The 16,975-nt window shown below is 46.2% G+C and carries 12 protein-coding genes; 5 read left to right on the top strand and 7 right to left on the bottom strand.

The window, feature by feature from the left end:
* Nucleotides 1-204: 204 nt before the first annotated feature.
* The gene (locus tag PQQ36_RS10555; protein WP_011150095.1) at nucleotides 205-702 is read right to left on the bottom strand and encodes a response regulator; all 498 of its coding nucleotides are present in this window, start codon (nucleotides 700-702) and stop codon (nucleotides 205-207) included.
* Nucleotides 695-2,638: an ATP-binding protein gene (locus PQQ36_RS10550; protein WP_011080646.1), complete on the bottom strand. Its 1,944-nt coding sequence runs from the start codon at nucleotides 2,636-2,638 to the stop codon at nucleotides 695-697. The genes PQQ36_RS10555 and PQQ36_RS10550 overlap by 8 nt, the downstream gene beginning before the upstream one ends.
* A gap of 189 nt (nucleotides 2,639-2,827) precedes the next feature.
* Between PQQ36_RS10550 and PQQ36_RS10545 the strand changes: the two genes are divergently transcribed.
* Both PQQ36_RS10545 and serC read left to right on the top strand, forming a co-directional pair.
* On the top strand, nucleotides 2,828-4,090 hold the full coding sequence (locus tag PQQ36_RS10545) for a DUF945 family protein (RefSeq protein ID WP_273661157.1): 1,263 nt from the start codon (nucleotides 2,828-2,830) through the stop codon (nucleotides 4,088-4,090).
* A gap of 123 nt (nucleotides 4,091-4,213) precedes the next feature.
* A complete protein-coding gene (serC, locus tag PQQ36_RS10540) occupies nucleotides 4,214-5,308 on the top strand; it encodes a 3-phosphoserine/phosphohydroxythreonine transaminase (RefSeq protein ID WP_013571959.1) in 1,095 nt (364 codons plus the stop codon).
* A gap of 126 nt (nucleotides 5,309-5,434) precedes the next feature.
* On the opposite strand, the gene cydC is transcribed toward serC, so the two are convergent.
* The 3 genes from cydC to trxB form a co-directional block, all read right to left on the bottom strand.
* Entirely contained in the window at nucleotides 5,435-7,156 is a 1,722-nt protein-coding gene (gene cydC, locus PQQ36_RS10535) for a heme ABC transporter ATP-binding protein/permease CydC (RefSeq protein ID WP_013571958.1), read from the bottom strand.
* Complete coding sequence (cydD, locus tag PQQ36_RS10530; protein ID WP_011080642.1) at nucleotides 7,149-8,936, bottom strand: heme ABC transporter permease/ATP-binding protein CydD; 1,788 nt, start codon at nucleotides 8,934-8,936, stop codon at nucleotides 7,149-7,151. Before cydD ends, cydC begins: the two co-directional genes overlap by 8 nt.
* A 107-nt stretch (nucleotides 8,937-9,043) precedes the next feature.
* Complete coding sequence (trxB, locus tag PQQ36_RS10525) at nucleotides 9,044-10,003, bottom strand: thioredoxin-disulfide reductase (protein ID WP_011080641.1); 960 nt, start codon at nucleotides 10,001-10,003, stop codon at nucleotides 9,044-9,046.
* Between the two features lie 673 nt (nucleotides 10,004-10,676).
* Here trxB and PQQ36_RS10520 point away from each other — a divergent pair.
* Nucleotides 10,677-11,336 carry a 2OG-Fe dioxygenase family protein gene (locus tag PQQ36_RS10520; protein ID WP_011080640.1) on the top strand — a complete coding sequence of 220 codons (660 nt, stop codon included), beginning with the start codon at nucleotides 10,677-10,679 and terminating at the stop codon, nucleotides 11,334-11,336.
* Complete coding sequence (locus PQQ36_RS10515; protein WP_225471742.1) at nucleotides 11,320-12,564, top strand: cysteine desulfurase-like protein; 1,245 nt, start codon at nucleotides 11,320-11,322, stop codon at nucleotides 12,562-12,564. The genes PQQ36_RS10520 and PQQ36_RS10515 overlap by 17 nt, the downstream gene beginning before the upstream one ends.
* A gap of 38 nt (nucleotides 12,565-12,602) precedes the next feature.
* Here PQQ36_RS10515 and PQQ36_RS10510 read toward each other — a convergent pair whose 3' ends face one another.
* The gene (locus PQQ36_RS10510; protein WP_013571954.1) at nucleotides 12,603-13,427 is read right to left on the bottom strand and encodes a DUF2797 domain-containing protein; all 825 of its coding nucleotides are present in this window, start codon (nucleotides 13,425-13,427) and stop codon (nucleotides 12,603-12,605) included.
* Nucleotides 13,428-13,756: 329 nt separating this feature from the next.
* On the opposite strand from PQQ36_RS10510, the gene PQQ36_RS10505 reads away from it, so the two are divergent.
* The gene (locus PQQ36_RS10505) at nucleotides 13,757-15,085 is read left to right on the top strand and encodes a GGDEF domain-containing protein (protein WP_011080637.1); all 1,329 of its coding nucleotides are present in this window, start codon (nucleotides 13,757-13,759) and stop codon (nucleotides 15,083-15,085) included.
* A 326-nt stretch (nucleotides 15,086-15,411) separates the two neighbouring features.
* On the opposite strand, the gene PQQ36_RS10500 is transcribed toward PQQ36_RS10505, so the two are convergent.
* Nucleotides 15,412-16,782, bottom strand: coding sequence for an SLC13 family permease (locus PQQ36_RS10500; protein WP_263132222.1), 1,371 nt, complete (start codon nucleotides 16,780-16,782; stop codon nucleotides 15,412-15,414).
* Between the last annotated feature and the right edge of the window lie 193 nt (nucleotides 16,783-16,975).

The raw sequence follows: 16,975 nt of genomic DNA, 5'->3' as shown, positions 1-16,975 counted from the left end.
TATGGTAAACCTTCTTTATTTTGTTACTTCCCGGTTGAGTCTGGGCTGCTCAACCCATTCATTTCATTGCGACATATTAATCAACTTGTAGACAAGTCACCAACAAAAAATGCCATTGTTTTGTCGTCTAGCCAATAATTAAGCAATTCTGATGCCATTTAATGTGAGTCGATTCGAGTTAACAAGTGCTTGGTAATGAGTCAGTTATTCGCCGAAAGAACTTCGTTTCTCCGCCATTGCGTTGAGAATTCTCTCTGGATCTAATACCGATGTCCATGACAATAAATTGTCGTCATTTGCGATCACGTAGGAGGTCAACTGGTTTTTTATCGCGTTTCTCAGCTCGTCGCCGTACCAAGGTTTGGCGATATAAAAATCAAGGCTCGCATGATTCACCGCTTCAACGGTATCTTCCAAACCAGCTTGCCCCGTCAAGAGTACTTTTCTCGCTTTGCGCGTCGTTTCGCCGCGGCTGAGTTCAATGAGAAAACTGATCCCCGTTTGTTCTGGCATGATGTGGTCGCACAGAATTAATGCCAATGGAACGCCTTCGTCGTCATACTCTTCAATGACATTTTTGGCTTCTGCTACTGACTCTGCGCCCTCGAGCACAAAATGATCTTCAAATGGCGATAAATCTTGAAGTACGCTATCGAGCACTTCTCGTTCGTCATCAACACACAAAATCAAGTATTTATTCATGGGATGCTCCTTCAGAAACCAGTGGTAACCAGATAGTCATACAGGTGTACTGCGCTGGAATCGAATCCACTTCGATCCATCCTCCGTGACTATGGATGATTTGATGGCAAATAGACAAACCAATACCAAGACCAAAATTTCCCTCTTTTTTGGTGGTGTAGTTCAGTTCAAAAATCGTGGCTTGTTGCTCTGCTGGTATGCCACAGCCATTGTCTCTAAATGAAACCGTAACATAAGGTTTGTCATTGCGTGATTCAATTTGAGTGGTGATTTCGAGAGTACCATGTTCTGGCATGGCGTCGAGCGCATTTGAAATCATATTGGTCCACACTTGTTGCAGCGCGATTGGCTGGCAATAAATAGGGGGCAAAGAACAGTAATGTGTGGTCAGTTTGTGCAGTTTGAGGCGATTTTCGAAAATCACTAACGTATCTTCGATGCCTTCGTGGATATCGGCAATATGCGTTTTTTCATCATCTGCACGAGCATAGCCTTTTAAGCTCTTGACCATATCAGCAATCCGACTGGCACAAACGTCAATCGATCGCAGCGCGTTGCCAATCAAAAAGTAGTGTTCAAGGTGTTCTAGTTGACGGGCACCTTCCGTTGGGTGCTGCTTGAGTTGCGTAAGCAGTTCGTCGTCCTGTTCCAAACCTAGGGCGACTAATTTTCTCGCGATGTTTCGGTTGTCAACGCATGATAAAAGTTGGTTTGAGCGCTCTCTAAGCTCCGCGGTTGACATCGGTTTACTTGCTTTGGCACTTTCCAACACGGCTATCCCTTTCGTGGTTTGATTTGGCGCGCCGCTGGTTGAAAGTACCATTGCCAAATTTTGGTTGAGGTTTTCAATGCCTCTTAGAATTGCTGCGATGGGATTATTGAGTTCATGGGCAACCCCTGCGACTAACTGACCGAGCATGGCCATTTTTTCTTTTTCGATCAATTGTTGATGGGCAGATTCAAGCGATTCAAGGGTTTTCTGTAACTGCAGTTTTGTATTGATACTGCGTTGCAAACGCCGGTTAAAGTGTCGTAGCAACAGGTTGGTAAACAGAGGCAAAAGGTTAGAATCGGATTGCATCACTTGGGCAAAAACGTTGCGATCTAATTTGATCACTTCCGTCTTGGTGAGAGTGAGAGCGGTTGAGAACGATTTTTCTCCGGTAACAAATGACATGCCCCCAACGAGATTGCCTTTCTTATGTCGGACCACTTCACGTTGCATGCCCAATTCATCGCGTTTATACAGCGCGACTTCTCCAGAGGTAATGAACCAGAGGAACTTGTTCGCCTCACCTTCGACCGTCAACAGATGTTCTGGTGAATACGTTCTACAGGCTCTTGTTTCGTCTTTTTCTTGGAAAAAAGTTTGCAGTGCATTGGTGAAACGTTCCGTTAGTTCAGCGTCAGACAAGGTGTGATAATCGTGGATAAAGCCTGCTTGGTAGTGACGCATCTGATTTTCAATATGTGCACGTAGCAAACGATTTTGATCAAGCACGCTGCTAAAGCCAAGCAAATCTTCTTTTTCAAACTTAAGAATAAACTGAGTCAGCTCTTTTTGAACGGTTTGAAAAAGGACGTGATCAGGGAGGGGCTTGGTTAAACAGTGATCCAATCGGCCTTCATTGACCGCAGTGATGATCGCGGCAATGTCCGTTGAGCAGCTAATTAGAATGCGTCGGGCATCTTCTGTTCTGGGGTTGTGGTCTAAGCCAATCAAGAAGTCAACGCCGTTCAATTCACTGTGATGGCTTGCGATGACCAGCGCCATGGTTTGGTTCGCCTGCTCTAAATAGTCGATCGCGTGATGTGCTTCTTCAACTGAGTCTGCAGTAAATACATCAAATTTATGAGAAAACGTCGCCAATTCTTGGCGAAATTGCTCGATACTTATCGGATTGTTGTCCAAACACAAAATAGCGTAACGGTTCACAAAGCCTCATCTTTTAGCATAAACAACGACTAAGATAAGGTAACAGGAAGCGCGAGATCTGGTTGAGAGCTAAGTTTCAATTTCGTGAGTCATTCTGGTGTACTTAGCAATAGTCTGATTTATCTCAATGTTTTCACCTGAGTATAGATAGGGTAGACTCACTCAAAACATTCACAAATAAGTGACATTATGAACAACTTAAAGAAAATCGGTGCAGTTGGTGGTGCTATCTCATTGGCATTGTGTTGGCCATTGGCGGTGGGGCAGATTGGTCAAAATGTAATTGAAGATGCTGTTGCCAAACTAAATAGTGCTCAACTGCAAGCGGAAATTGTCAAGTACGACCGAGGTTATCGCACATCGGAAGTCACCACGCGTTACACCATTGTTGACCCTGTGTTAGTTGAGCAATTTGAAACGGACGGGCTTCCTTTGGTTTACGAAATGCAATCGAGATTAACGCATGGGCTTACCTCGCTTGACTCGGTTTCTGACTTGATGGGGGAGCAGGCGCTACCTCTGCATATTGAAGCCACCACACAATTGAATGGAAACACAGATTTTGTTGCCACGATTGATAGTTGGAATTTTGTCAGTGACAGTGAAGGGGTTGCGGTTTCTACCGCACCGATGAAGCTGTCTGGCAATGCCACGGTGTTGGGGGATGTCGATTTTGTGCTTGATGTACCGTCGATTCAGTTTGACTTCAGTAGTGGTGAATCGCTGCATGTTGGCAATCTGACAGGAAATGGCAAGGGCAAACACAAAAACGGTTACTGGTTAGGGCAACAAGATATTCGATTGGGCGAGTTTCAAGTCGCAGATGCCTCTGCTCAACCTTTGTTTGGCTTGTATGACGCTCAATATCTTGGTGAGACTAAGCCGGACACCAAAGGGGAGCGTTTGGCGAGCGTGTTCACTTTTAAGTCGAAAAAGCTATTGATGTCTGACGGCAGTGAAGTCAAAGATCTTAATCTGGACTTCTCTCTAACGAATCTGGATATGCAATCTTTCGATAAGTTGATGGATGTGTATCAAAACGCTGCGTCTCTTACGCAAGAAGAAGTGCAATCACTGATGCCACATATCGATACCTTGTTTGAGAAGGGCTTTGATGTGGCAGTGAAAAACTTATCTCTAAAATTGGGTGAGGGGATATTTGAGAACACCTGGAATCTGTCAATGCCTCAAGGCACTGCGCAAGTGACGCAAGATCCAATGCAAATCATGACATCAATGACGGGTGATCTCAGTACCTATTTCAGTGATGAGCTGGTGGCGGAATACCCATTTATCCAAGAAGGAGTGGATGAGTTGATGGTGATGGAAATTCTGCAACAAGTCGAAGGTGGCTATACCTTGAAAGCCAAAATCGCTGAAGGTAAATTGATGTTTGATAACGGACAACAGTTCCCACTACTCGCGCTATTGATGCCTGCGCTAATGCAATAATTGCGGATTCATTTGCTTAGAATAAAAAAGAGGTCTTAAGACCTCTTTTCTTGTTTTTCAACAGCGAAAAACGTGATATTACTTGCAGAGTTTTTATTACATCTAGCAGGAGCAAAGAGCGTCATGGAACAAAATACGGATAACGTATTTAACTTTAGTGCCGGACCAGCAGCACTACCGAAGCCTGTTATGCAGCAGGCGCAACAAGAATTGTTGAACTGGCAAGGGCTAGGCACTTCCGTTATGGAAATCAGCCACCGTAGCAAAGAGTTTATTGCAGTCGCAGAGCAATCTGAGCAAGATCTCCGCGATTTACTGAATATCCCTGATAATTACAAAGTTCTTTTCTGCCAAGGTGGTGCGCGCGCTCAATTTGCGGCCGTGCCGCTGAATCTGCTAGGTGACGCGACGACGGCGACCTACATTGATGCGGGCTATTGGGCAGAAAGTGCTGTCGAAGAAGCGAAAAAATACTGTCAGCCGGATGTCTTTGTTGCCAAAGCAGAAAAAGACGGTAAGCAAGCGGTACTACCTGCCTCAGAATGGCAAATTCATCCTGATGCGGCTTACGTGCATTTTTGTCCCAATGAAACCATTGATGGCATTGAGATCAATGATCTTCCAGTGACGGATAAGCCGATCGTTGCCGATATGTCTTCGACCATTTTGTCGCGTGAAATTGATGTCTCAAAATACGGTGTGATTTACGCAGGAGCGCAAAAAAATATCGGTCCTTCTGGTATTGCGATTGCCATTGTACGTGACGATTTACTTGGCTTGGCGAAAGAAGTATTGCCAAGTATCCTCAATTACAAAGTGTTGGCAGAGCAAGACTCGATGTTTAACACGCCACCAACTTTTGCTTGGTACCTATCAGGCCTTGTTTTCAAATGGTTGAAAGCACAGGGTGGGGTAAAAGCGATTGAGCAAGTAAACCGTGAGAAAGCGGCGATTTTGTATAACTACATTGATGAGTCCGATTTTTACATCAACAATGTACATCCAGATAACCGTTCATTAATGAATGTGCCGTTCCAAATGGTGAAACCAGAGCTAGACGCGAAATTCTTGAAAGAAGCTGAAGCATTGGGTCTCAAATCACTAAAAGGTCACCGAGTAGTGGGTGGCATGCGCGCCTCCATTTACAACGCAATGCCAATTGAAGGCGTGAAGGCGTTAGTCGATTTCATGCGCCAGTTTGAGCAAGAAAACGCTTAATTTCAGTGCGATAGATGAGAAAAACAAAGGGAAGTGCGTAAGCACTTCCCTTTCTCTTGTTTGCCATTGTCCTATTGATGGCTGAGTAATACTACCCAGCCATTTAAGAGGCGCTGGCGGTGCAGTCTACAGCGTTTGGTTGAGTTCGAAATAGCGACCACGAGCGGCTAAAAGTGCTTGATGGTGACCATATTCGACAATCTCACCTTGTTCGATTAGGCAAATGCTGTCCATTTTGTCGAGGTTGACCAAGCGGTGTGTAATGAAGAGCACGGTTTTTCCGTCAAAGTGCGCTTCAAGTAACTGCATGATCTGCTGTTCCGTCTGCTTATCTAAGCCCTCTGTTGGTTCATCAAGCAGTAAGATTGGTGCATTGTGTAGCAAGGCTCTTGCAATGCCGATACGGCGTTTTTCACCACCTGATAACTGGCGACCACCTTCGCCAAGCCATGCAGATAGCCCGTTATCGTCGAGCAGTTTTTCTAGCCCGACTTTGGTGAGCATGTCAGACAATTGTTCGTCGGTTGCGCTAGGGGAGGCCATCAATAAATTGTCTCGTAACGATCCGTTTAAGATATCTACACGTTGACTGACAACACTGATGGAGCGGCGCAGCTGGCTTTCACTCCACTCGGTGATCGGTTTTCCTGCGAGCAGGATAGAGCCTTGATTGACATCCCAATAACGATTGAGCAGTTGCAGCAAGGTTGATTTTCCTGAGCCCGTTTGGCCGACAATGGCCACTTTGTGCTGGGCTGGAATCGTCAAGCTAACATTGCTCAATGCCATACTTTGGCTATCCGGGTATTTGAATGATACGGCCTGATAGTCAATAGAGTATTCACTAGAGTGAGCCACATCCTCCTTGGCAAAATGGACTTCAGGTTCAGCCAGAATAACTTCATTGAGGCGACGGGCGGACGTTAGGGTTTGACCAAGGTGCTGGAAAGCGCCCGCAATTGGCATGAGCAGCTCTACGCTTGCCATGGTGGCAAAGGCCACTAGTGCAATCATAGGATCGGGTGCATTACCACCAACGCCATCTGCAGCAAGCCAAAGCATCAATACCAAGGTCCAACCGTTTGCGAGCATCAATAACGCTTGTGCCAAACCAGAAAAATGGGCATTGAAGTATTGGTTTTTCAGTAATTTCTCTTGTGCGTGCAAAATAGCGTGGTGGTAGCGTGATTCGGCACCAAAGAGCGTCAGTTCACTGTAACCTTGCAACCAGTCCAACGTTGCAACACGCAGCTCTGCTTTATTGTGGGTTAGCGCTTGTCCATTGCTTTTCCCTAGTTTGTAGAAAAGGACAGGCCAGAGCAGCAGTAACAGAGTTAGAATGGCACCCAGTGTCAGGCCCAATGTCATATCAAACCAACACAGCACGGCCGTTAAGCCCAGTATGCCAAGCGTGCCGACGACCATAGGGCTGATCAAACGCAAATAAACATGATCCATTGCGTCAATGTCTGCTACCAAGCGGTTAAGCAAATCGGCGTCACGAAGATTGGAGACTCGTCCTGGGATCAGCGGCGCTAACTTAGAGAAAAAGAAAATACGCAGATCAGTCAAGAGCTTGAAGGTCGCGTTATGGCTGACTACTCTTTCACCCCAACGTCCCGCTGTTCGTCCCATTGCAAAACCACGCACAAATGCCCCAGGCAGCATGTAGTTGAACGTTTCACGAGCAATGGTCAATCCGGCAATGGCTGCGGCAGAAAGAAACCAGCCTGACAAAGTCAGCAGGCCAATAGAAGCGAACAGCGTTAAAAATGCCAGTAGCATCCCTAGAGAGAGACCAAACCAGTGTTTCTTATACAGTTTTAGGAAGGGAATTAAATCACGCATCAAGATTCCCCTTATCAAGTTGCTTGAGGGCTTGGTTAGCCAATAACATTTCTTGGAACAAGCCTTCTTGATGAGCAAGTTCGTCATAACTGCCTGCTTGAACGATGTCACCAGCACGCATCACAAGGATGGAATCGACTTGTTTAAGCGGTGTTAATTGGTGAGTGACCATGAGCGCTGTTTTACCCGCTATTTGTCCTTCGAGGCCTTGCATCACCAAACGTTCGCTGCGAGCATCGAGACTAGCTGTGGGCTCATCGAGTAGCCAAAACTGGCCGTTTTGTACCATAGCTCGAGCAAGAGCAAGACGTTGTGCTTGGCCGACGGATAAGCCCCCAGAACGATCAGAAATGGCGTAATCCAATCCGTGCTGGCTGACAAACTCGGCAGCAAATGCATTTTCAAGTGCCACTTGGATATCGGTATCGCTGATATCCGACTTGCCTAAACTGACGTTGTCGCGAATAGTTCCATGGAGTAGCAGCGGATTTTGTCCCACCCAACTGATCTGGCTGCGCCACTGAGCAAGGTCAAGCTCCGTTCTTTCGATGCCATTGATGGTTAATGACCCTTGATAAGGCAAGAATCCCAATAATGCGTTAATCAAGCTGGTTTTCCCTGCACCACTGGGACCGACAAGCGCCGTGGTTTGTTGAGCGGCAATGTTAAAGCTCACTGGACCAAGTAGCTTTTTCCCTTCCGGTGAAAACACTTCTAAGTGTTCCGCTTTGATGGTGATAGGTTGACCTTGTTCAATTTGTTGCTCGCCGCTGCGCACTGTGCTGACGTCAGTTTCCAAGAACTCAACGATGCTCTCTGCTGCACCTACCGCTTGTTGCTTGGCGTGGTAGAAAGTACCCAGGTCACGAAGGGGCTGATAAAACTCTGGAGCGAGGATCAAAATAAACAAACCCGAAAACAGAGTGACGCCTGCCCCATAGTCGCCAAAGTTAAGTTCGCCGATAAAAGCAAAACCAAAGTAAACGGCAGTGAGAGCAATCGAGATCGAAGTAAAGAATTCGAGAACCGCTGAAGACAAAAAAGCAATTTTCAATACGTCCATCGTTCGAGTACGGAACACTTCGGATGCTCCACGCATCACTTCGACTTCAGCGTGAGTACGATCAAAAAGGCGAATCGTCGTCATTGCTTGTAAGCGATCATAAAAATGACCAGACAAACGTTGAAGCGCTTTGAAATTTTTTCTGTTGGCGTCGGCAGCTTTAATGCCGACCATCGCCATAAATAGAGGGACCAATGGCGCGGTAATCAAGAAAATGAGCCCCGCAGCCCAGTTGACAGGAAAAACAACAATAAGAATCACAAACGGCACCAGCACGGCTAAGGACATTTGCGGCAGATAGCGAGCAAAGAAATCCTGCATATTCTCAACCTGTTCAAGAACCAAGGTTGCCCATGCTCCAGCAGGCTTGCCTTTGATGTACGCCGGGCCGAGCTCTCGCAGCTTGTCGAAAATCAACTGGCGGATGTAGATACGAATTTGCTCGCCGCAACGGTAGCCAGCAATCTCGCGGCCCCATGAGCAAAGGGCACGCAGGCCAATCAGTGCTACAAGAGCGATGAAGTGAGTAATGAGCTGATGTTTGTCGACTTTCTCAATGATTAATTGATGAAGAATGGTGGCGAGCAAGGCGGCTTGTGCCAACAAAAACACACTTGATAGTACGCCAAGGCCAACGGCAATCATTAACCAGCGTTTGGCTAGTTTGCTTTGCTGTTTGAGCCACAGATTCAAGCTGCGTTGTTTCTTTTTATCCATCTTGAAGGCTTAATGATAATTGTTTTATTAAGAGGGGGCCTAGTATACAAAAGAAAGCCCGGCGGGAATACCGCCGGGCTGTAAGGATATGACACAAATGTGAAAAGTTATTTGTCGTTCAACGAGTCTAGGTAACGCTCTGCATCAAGGGCCGCCATACAGCCCGTGCCGGCCGACGTGATCGCTTGACGATAATTGTGGTCCATCACATCACCCGCAGCGAAGATGCCTTCGACACTGGTTTGTGTGGCGTTACCTTCCAAGCCTGATTTGACCAAGATGTAGCCATCTTTCATATCAAGCTGACCTTGGAAAATCTGGGTGTTGGGTGAGTGACCAATCGCAATGAATGCACCCATAACGTCTAGCTCTTCTGTGCCACCCGTTTTGACATCTTTCAGGCGTACACCCGTTACGCCCATCTCATCACCTAAGACTTCATCCAGAACACGATCAGTGTGCAAAACAATATTGCCGTTTTGGACTTTATCCATTAAACGGTTGATGAGAATTTTTTCCGCGCGGAAGCTGTCGCGACGGTGAATCAGATGAACTTCAGCCGCGATGTTAGAAAGATAGAGTGCTTCTTCCACTGCGGTGTTGCCGCCGCCTACAACCGCCACTTTTTGATTACGGTAGAAAAAGCCATCGCAGGTTGCACACGCTGACACGCCACGCCCTTTGAATGCTTCTTCAGACTCCAAACCAAGGTATTTTGCAGACGCGCCCGTAGAAATGATCAGTGCATCACAGCTGTAACTGGCCGCGTCACCTTTAAGCACAAATGGGCGTGTGGAGAAATCCACTTCGTTAATGTGGTCGAAAATAATCTCGGTTTCGAAACGCTCTGCATGCTCTTTCATGCGGTCCATGAGCCCAGGGCCAGTCAGACCTTCTGGATCGCCAGGCCAGTTTTCAACTTCGGTTGTCGTGGTTAGTTGGCCGCCTTGCTGCATACCTGTAATCAATACAGGATTTAGATTTGCTCTCGCCGCGTAAACCGCCGCTGTATAACCAGCTGGGCCAGAACCAAGAATTAGTAATTTACTGTGTTTCATATCGCTCATTTGCACTCCCTAGCGGGCAGTTAAGTTTCTTCAGATTGTATGGAAAAGTCACGGTCAATAAAAGAATAAACCAATAGGTTATAACGAATTTCTGGTTATAGGTTATACCCAAGTCACCTCGAGATGCGAGTTTCAGCGAGAGTTAACTGGTCTTTAGACAAGGCATTGATTTGACGGTCTCGTCATTCTACATCGAGAATCGATAACGCAGTATGGAGGCCAGTTAAACTCGCCTTTTGGAGCGCGTGTTCTGTCTCATTTCTGCGTCAAAGAACTTGGAAAGGACTCGCCATTCCGCTGCGTTCTCTTCCTTGAACTGAACCAGATTATGAAGCTCTGAATCCTGCATCGTAAAGTCACTTAGGTATATATAGCTAGCTTCATCTGTAGAGGGAGCGACGGATAAGGGTTTCGATTATAAAGAGAAATACTCTATCTGATTGATTTTTAAGCTTCAGTTCTTCCTAGCAGAATACTGAACTGCTTTTTGAAAATGTTAAGTTTTTGTTTTGGTGTTGTGTGTTGGTCTTTTCTTATATTCTGGAATTAAATGCTTTATTTTGTTCTTGGTTGGAATTTTTTGTGGTGTAAAGTTGATCTTGCGATATTTGGCATTATTCTGTCTGAGTTGTGTTTAACAATAAAATAACAAATGTATCAATCAAAGGAGTGAATGATGCTACATTCGCACGAGAGTACCCTACATTTAACTCAACTCAGCCGTCGCGCAATTGAACAGTTGTCGCCATCTTTTTCCAAGTTACCCCACACGGAGCATGCGGATGGCAAATTCCGTTTAAGACGCTATTCCGTCGTCTCCTTGCATCAAGGTAGCGTGATTGAGTTGGACAAGCATGACTTTGTACAGACTTCAGATATCAACCGTTTCCAAGGTGATGTGGTTCGACAGTTTTCTCCGATTGAAAAGAGCACACTAAACAGCGAAGGTTTTCGTGAAATGTGTCAGTTGTTTGCGGTGAAAAATGACCTGAGAGATGGACAGGAAATCGAAGTGCATCAAATCCGCATTACCGCAATATATGACGAGACGCAAGTCGCCCCTGAAGGCGTGCACCAAGATGGATTTGATCATATTGCGATTGTTGGTGTTGGCCGCAATAACATCGAAGGGGGGGATATCATGCTGTACAGTGATTTTCACTCTGAGCCGTTTTTTAGAAAAGTGTTGAATAATGGCGAAATCGCGATGCTGGCAGACAACAAGTTGTGGCACAACGCCAAACCCATTCGCGCTATTGAACAAGAACGAGAAGGTCATATGGATGTGTTTGTGTTGACGGCAAAAGGAATGGCACATGAATTGGTCGCCTAATCAAGTTCGAGCGCAGTTTCCTGCGTTGGCACAGTATCATAACCAAAGACCAGTAACGTTTTTTGACGGGCCGGGCGGATCTCAAGTACCGCAATCTGTGTTGGATGCCATGGTCGGCTACCTCGGGCATTTTAACTCGAACTTAGGCGGGCACTATTTTTCCAGTCACAAGACGGTTGAGGTAATGAAGCAAGCGCGCCAATCTGCGCAAGCATTACTCAATGCGCCATCGCAAGACAATATTGTCTTCGGTGCGAATATGACCTCTTTGACGTTTCAGTTAAGTCGAGCCATTAGCCGAGATTGGCAGGCGGGGGATGAAGTTATTGTCACCGCGTTGGATCACTATTCCAATGTCTCGAGCTGGGAGCAGGCAGCAGAAGACAAAGGCGTGACCGTTCACCAAGTGCGGGTTAACCCTGAAGATTGCACTTTGGATATGGAACACTTCAAACAGTTGCTCAATGCTCGCACAAAATTAGTGGCCGTCACCTTTGCCTCGAATACCACGGGCACCATTGTTGATATTGCGTCAGTGGTGAAGTTAGCTCGAAGTGTGGGCGCTTTGGTGTATGTCGATGCGGTGCACTATTTGCCGCACCACTTAGTGGATGTGCAAGCCTTGGGTTGTGACTTTCTTGCCTGCTCGGCATACAAGTTTTTTGGTCCTCATGTGGGCATTGCTTATGTCGCTTCCCCTTGGTTGGAGACGCTGCGCCCTTATAAAGTGGAGCCTGCCACGAACATTGGGCCGGGCCGTTTTGAAACAGGTACGCAAAGCTTTGAAGGCTTAGCGGGTGTGTCTGCAGCCATTGAGTACCTCGCTCAGTTCGGAGAAGAAGGTGCTAGTTTGCGCCAGCGACTAGAGCAAAGTTACGCGCTTTATGCTCAACATGAGCAAACATTAAGTCAGCATTTCTTGCAGCGTTTGTCGGCACTGGATGGGGTCACGTTATACGGCATCAACGACGCATCAAGTGATAAACGTACCCCGACATTTGCGATAACAGTGAAGGGCTATTCTCCAGAGTTCATGGCAAAAACACTGGGTGAGCACAACATCTGTGTCTGGAATGGTCACTTTTATGCCCTTGGCCTGATTCGGCAATTAGGGTTGGAGTTCAGCGGCGGAGTGATTCGGATTGGTTGCATGCATTACAACACGGTCGAAGAGGTCGACTTGTTGTTTAATGTTTTGGAGAGTATTGTCGATCAACCGAGTGCATAGTAACGAAAGAGCCAGCGAATGCTGGCTCTTTTGTATCATTAGGCTTCAAATTCCACTTCATAAGAGGTGAATTTGCGAACATTAATCACGCCCGTATCCAAAATCAGATACTGCCCCTTAATGCCTTGAAGTACACCACTCACCAGCGGATTTTTATCAAAGTTGTGCGACTTGATTTTGCTTGGATGTTGCTCCACTGGGTATTGGATGCTGGTGGTTACGTCCTGAAGAATCTCGATACTGTCATCGCCGTACTTGGCGCGAATTTCACAGATTTTCTCTTCAATCAATGGCAGCAGTTGTTGCGCTCGCTCTTCAAGCGGAAGGGGCGTGCCATCCCCTTTGAGTAACGCTTGCCAATTGGTTTTATCCGCAATGTGCTTCGCCAGCTCGACTTCAATCAGGCCGGAGATTTGGCGAGTCTTCACTTTCAGAATCGGTAAGCCTTGCGTCGCACCTTGATCGATCCAGCGGGTTGGGATCTGTGTATGGCGTGTAATGCCAACCTTAAGGCTAGAGGTATTCGAAAGATAAACATAGTGATCAACCATGCAGTGTGTGTCTGCCCATTCGGGTTCACGACAGGTACCTTGATCGTAATGGCAGGTTTCTGGCTTCATGATGCACATATCACAACTTGCCAATTTACTCATGCAAACATAGCAGTGACCTTGCGCATAGCTCTTCTTGGTTTTTTTACCGCATGAACAACAAAAGATGTTGCCTGTGTGGGTAAGGGTGATGTTCTGGCCGATAAACGGCGTCAACTCGATTTCAGTGTCTCCAACAGGCAATCGGTATTGCACCACACCCTCTAAAGTTGCACGCATTTTATCCAGCGTGCCTTTCGCATTTGTAGTCATGACATTACTCATTATTTGTTTTTGCGGAAGTATATACCCAAACGGTAACAAAATGCAGGTTGCGAGTCGGTTCGCGTTATCGCGATTACCATCCCCCATTGAGGTGATAGTGGTTATCCAGTGGTTTCGTTATTGTTATAAAACTTATTTAACAGCGTGAACCAGGTCGCATTTGCTTACATAACTGAACGCTAATTTACGTTGGAATTAACATCACACTTATTCCGCATGGTATAGTGTGTCGCTATTGAGAAAGGTAAAAAAATAACAATAAAAAGATTGACATTAAATATTAACTAGTGAGTTGAGTTGTTTTTTGGAGGCTGATGATGAAATGGATACATAAACTTATTTTTGCTCTCGCAATATGTACCATCAGTTTAGTCGCGCTTTATAGTGTGTTAGGTGACACGAGAAAACTTGTCATCACACCAGAACGTTTTGCTTATTTTGCCACCGATGATCGGGCAGCAGGCGGTATTACGACGACGGAAATGGCGATTGATGGCCAAACGATAGATTTAAGCTGTAACATGCAAACGGCTAACTACCCGTGGCCTTACTGTGGCATTTCGATTTTTACTGACACACTTGAAGCGACGAAAGGTATCGACCTTTCCAACTACCACACCATCCGGCTCAAACTCAGCTACGACAAAACGGGCGAATCCAATGGTCGATTACGCTTCTATTTGCGCAATTTTAATCCGGCTTATTCCACCGCAGATAATGAGTACACTTACAAATACAACGGCATGGAGTTCACACCGAGTGCCAGCATGGAAACCATTGAGATCCCGTTGGCGAACTTGCAAGTCATGACCTGGTGGCTAGCCGACAATAAGATTCCGATTGAACATTCTGCACCAGAATATTCCAACGTGACACGAATTGAGTTGGCGACAGGCTCAGGAGCGGCAAATGGAGAGCATCATATCCGTATTGAGCGCATTGAGTTTGAAGGTGCGTATTTAGCTCAGGAAACCCTGTTGTTTGCTTTGTTGCTTTCTTGGGTATTATTGGGACTGGCGTTTTCTTTGAATGAACTACGTAAAAGTAAACACACCCTAGCTGAGTCTCGCTTTCGCCAAGAGCATTTAAAAAAGATGAATGCGGATCTTCGCGCGCAGAATTACGAGTTTGCTGAACTTGCTCACCGCGATGCACTGACGGGCGCGATGAACCGTCATGCGGTTCGAACTTGGTTGGAGAAAAAAGCGCGTACCGTACGTTGGGGGCAAGAACAGCTTTCAGTTCTCTATCTGGATCTGGATAAGTTCAAGCGTGTCAATGACCGTTATGGCCATCAAATGGGAGACGACATCTTACGTGAATTCGTGCTGGTGGTCGCCAGTTCTTTAGAAGAAGGTGAACGCTTAGTTCGATGGGGCGGTGAGGAGTTTATCGTCTTTCTTCCAGAAACAACGCTGCAACAAGCAGTAGAAAAAGCAGAAATGATTCGTAAAAATGTTTCGAATCATCTTTGGGTGCATGGTGGCATGCTTACTTGCAGTATCGGCGTGGCGCAGATGCAGGAAGAACGGGTAACGGAGTTTCTTGCTCGTGCTGATGACGCACTCTATCAAGCCAAACATCGCGGCCGTAACCGAGTCGAAGTGAATTACGGTATGCAGAAGATAACCAGCGAATGCGGTTAGATCTCGGCAATTGCCTTGAACAGACTAAGCCATCCAGATTCGGGTGGCTTTTTTGTTGCTTGTTTTTGTATCGCTTATTGTTGCTTAGCAAACGTGTCATAGTGATGTTTTTCTAAAGTTCGCATTGAAATTGAAATTGAGGATCTGAGTGCGCATAGATAGCGCTTACTGTGCTCGGCAACGAGTGAGACACCCTCTAGAGAGCTAACATTCGAGCTATAAAAAAAAGGTGGCCGAAAGGCCACCAACGTGAAACTACAGATTCACCCGGGGGAAGTGAGGGTGCAGAGTATTCTCTAACCTGCAGTTGTAGTGCTCATTGATGTTTACCAGAACATCGTTGCGAATAGAGTCAGAGCGGCGATACATACGATGTTTAGTACCATACCAATACGCATCATCTCTTTTTGCTTGATATGTCCTGTTGCAAAAACAATGGCGTTCGGCGGTGTCGCCACTGGCAACATAAAGGCACAAGACGCAGAGATGGCGATCAAAGCAGAAAGTACAACAGGTGATAGCCCTAGTGCTTCTGCAATCGTGGCAAATACAGGTACCAGAAGCGCAGCGCTGGCGGTGTTACTTGCAAACTCTGTCAGGAAAACCACAAAGGTGACAACAGCAAGAATGGTCAACAAGATGCCAGCTTGCTCAAGGAATGCACCTAAGCCTTCTGCAAGGAATACACTGGTGCCTGTCGCTTTTAACACGTTGCTCAAACAGAGGCCACCACCAAACAGAATGAGTACGCCCCAATCGGTTGTTTTTTCGATGTCTTTCCATTCCACCGCACGCGAAACACCCAGCGCGACAATAGCGCCGATAGCCACAAGGGTATCAAAGCTCTTGAAGCCACCTAACATCGCATTGACTGGTTTAGAGAAAATCCACAGTGACACCGTTACAAGGAAAATCGCAAGGGTGATTTTCTTACCGTTGGTCCATTCCACTGGCGTGTGGTCCAGTTCAAAAGAGTGCTTAAGGTTTGGCTTGGTCATTGAATAAAGCACAATCAATGCAATTGGCAGTAACAAGATGGTGATAGGGAGACCAAGTTTCATCCAGCCAGTGAAATCAAGGCCAACTTCCGCTGCGGCAATGGCGTTTGGTGGGCTACCTACTAGTGTGGCGATACCACCAATCGAGGCGCAGTAAGCAATACCAAGTAAAACGAATAGGTAAGTGCTGTGACTTTTCTCTCTATCGAGTTTGCTCATTACCCCTAATACAAGCGGTAACATCATGGCGGTAGTCGCGGTGTTCGAAATCCACATCGAAAGCCCGGCGCTAACCCCAAAAAGCATAAACACCGCAGTCGACATCTTGCCTTTCGCTAGGATCAGCACTTTATCTGCGATGGCTTGATCCAATTTCTGTTTATGTAGCGCTGCGGCAAGCGCAAAACCACCCAAAAACAAGAAAATGATTGAGTTGGAGAAGTTATTCAGCGCAGCTTGTGTATCAAAAACGTCCATGAAGACGGCGAGCATCGGGACGAGCAGCGCGGTGATGCTAACGTGAATGGCTTCTGTAAGCCAAAGTACCGCGACAAAAGCAAGGATACTGAGTCCAACGACCACTTTAGGATCAAAAGGTAAGGTGGTCATCAAAGTAATGAACAGTAAGATATTGGCGATAAATATCATGCTGTTTCTGGTGAGTAACCAGTTCTTTAACGTAACAGCGAGTGCGGTCATAGCATGTGCTCCTTTTGCTTCGCCTCTGTAGGGTTATTGTTTTGTTTTTCTTGAGTGGCTATGCCACTTAAAAAGATGTGAGGCGTAAATACTGACTTGCGTTACGTGAATGTTATGAGTTTTGTAGGGCTTGTGTTGGTGATAATTAACGTTGTAATAACAAACTGTGAGGTTTAAAAAGTAAAAGGTGTAG

The sequence above is a fragment of the Vibrio sp. CCUG 15886 genome, assembly GCF_028570825.1.
GTDB lineage: Bacteria > Pseudomonadota > Gammaproteobacteria > Enterobacterales > Vibrionaceae > Vibrio > Vibrio vulnificus_B.
Note: the sequence above shows the minus strand (reverse complement) of the source record. Positions and strands in the feature narration are given on the sequence as shown.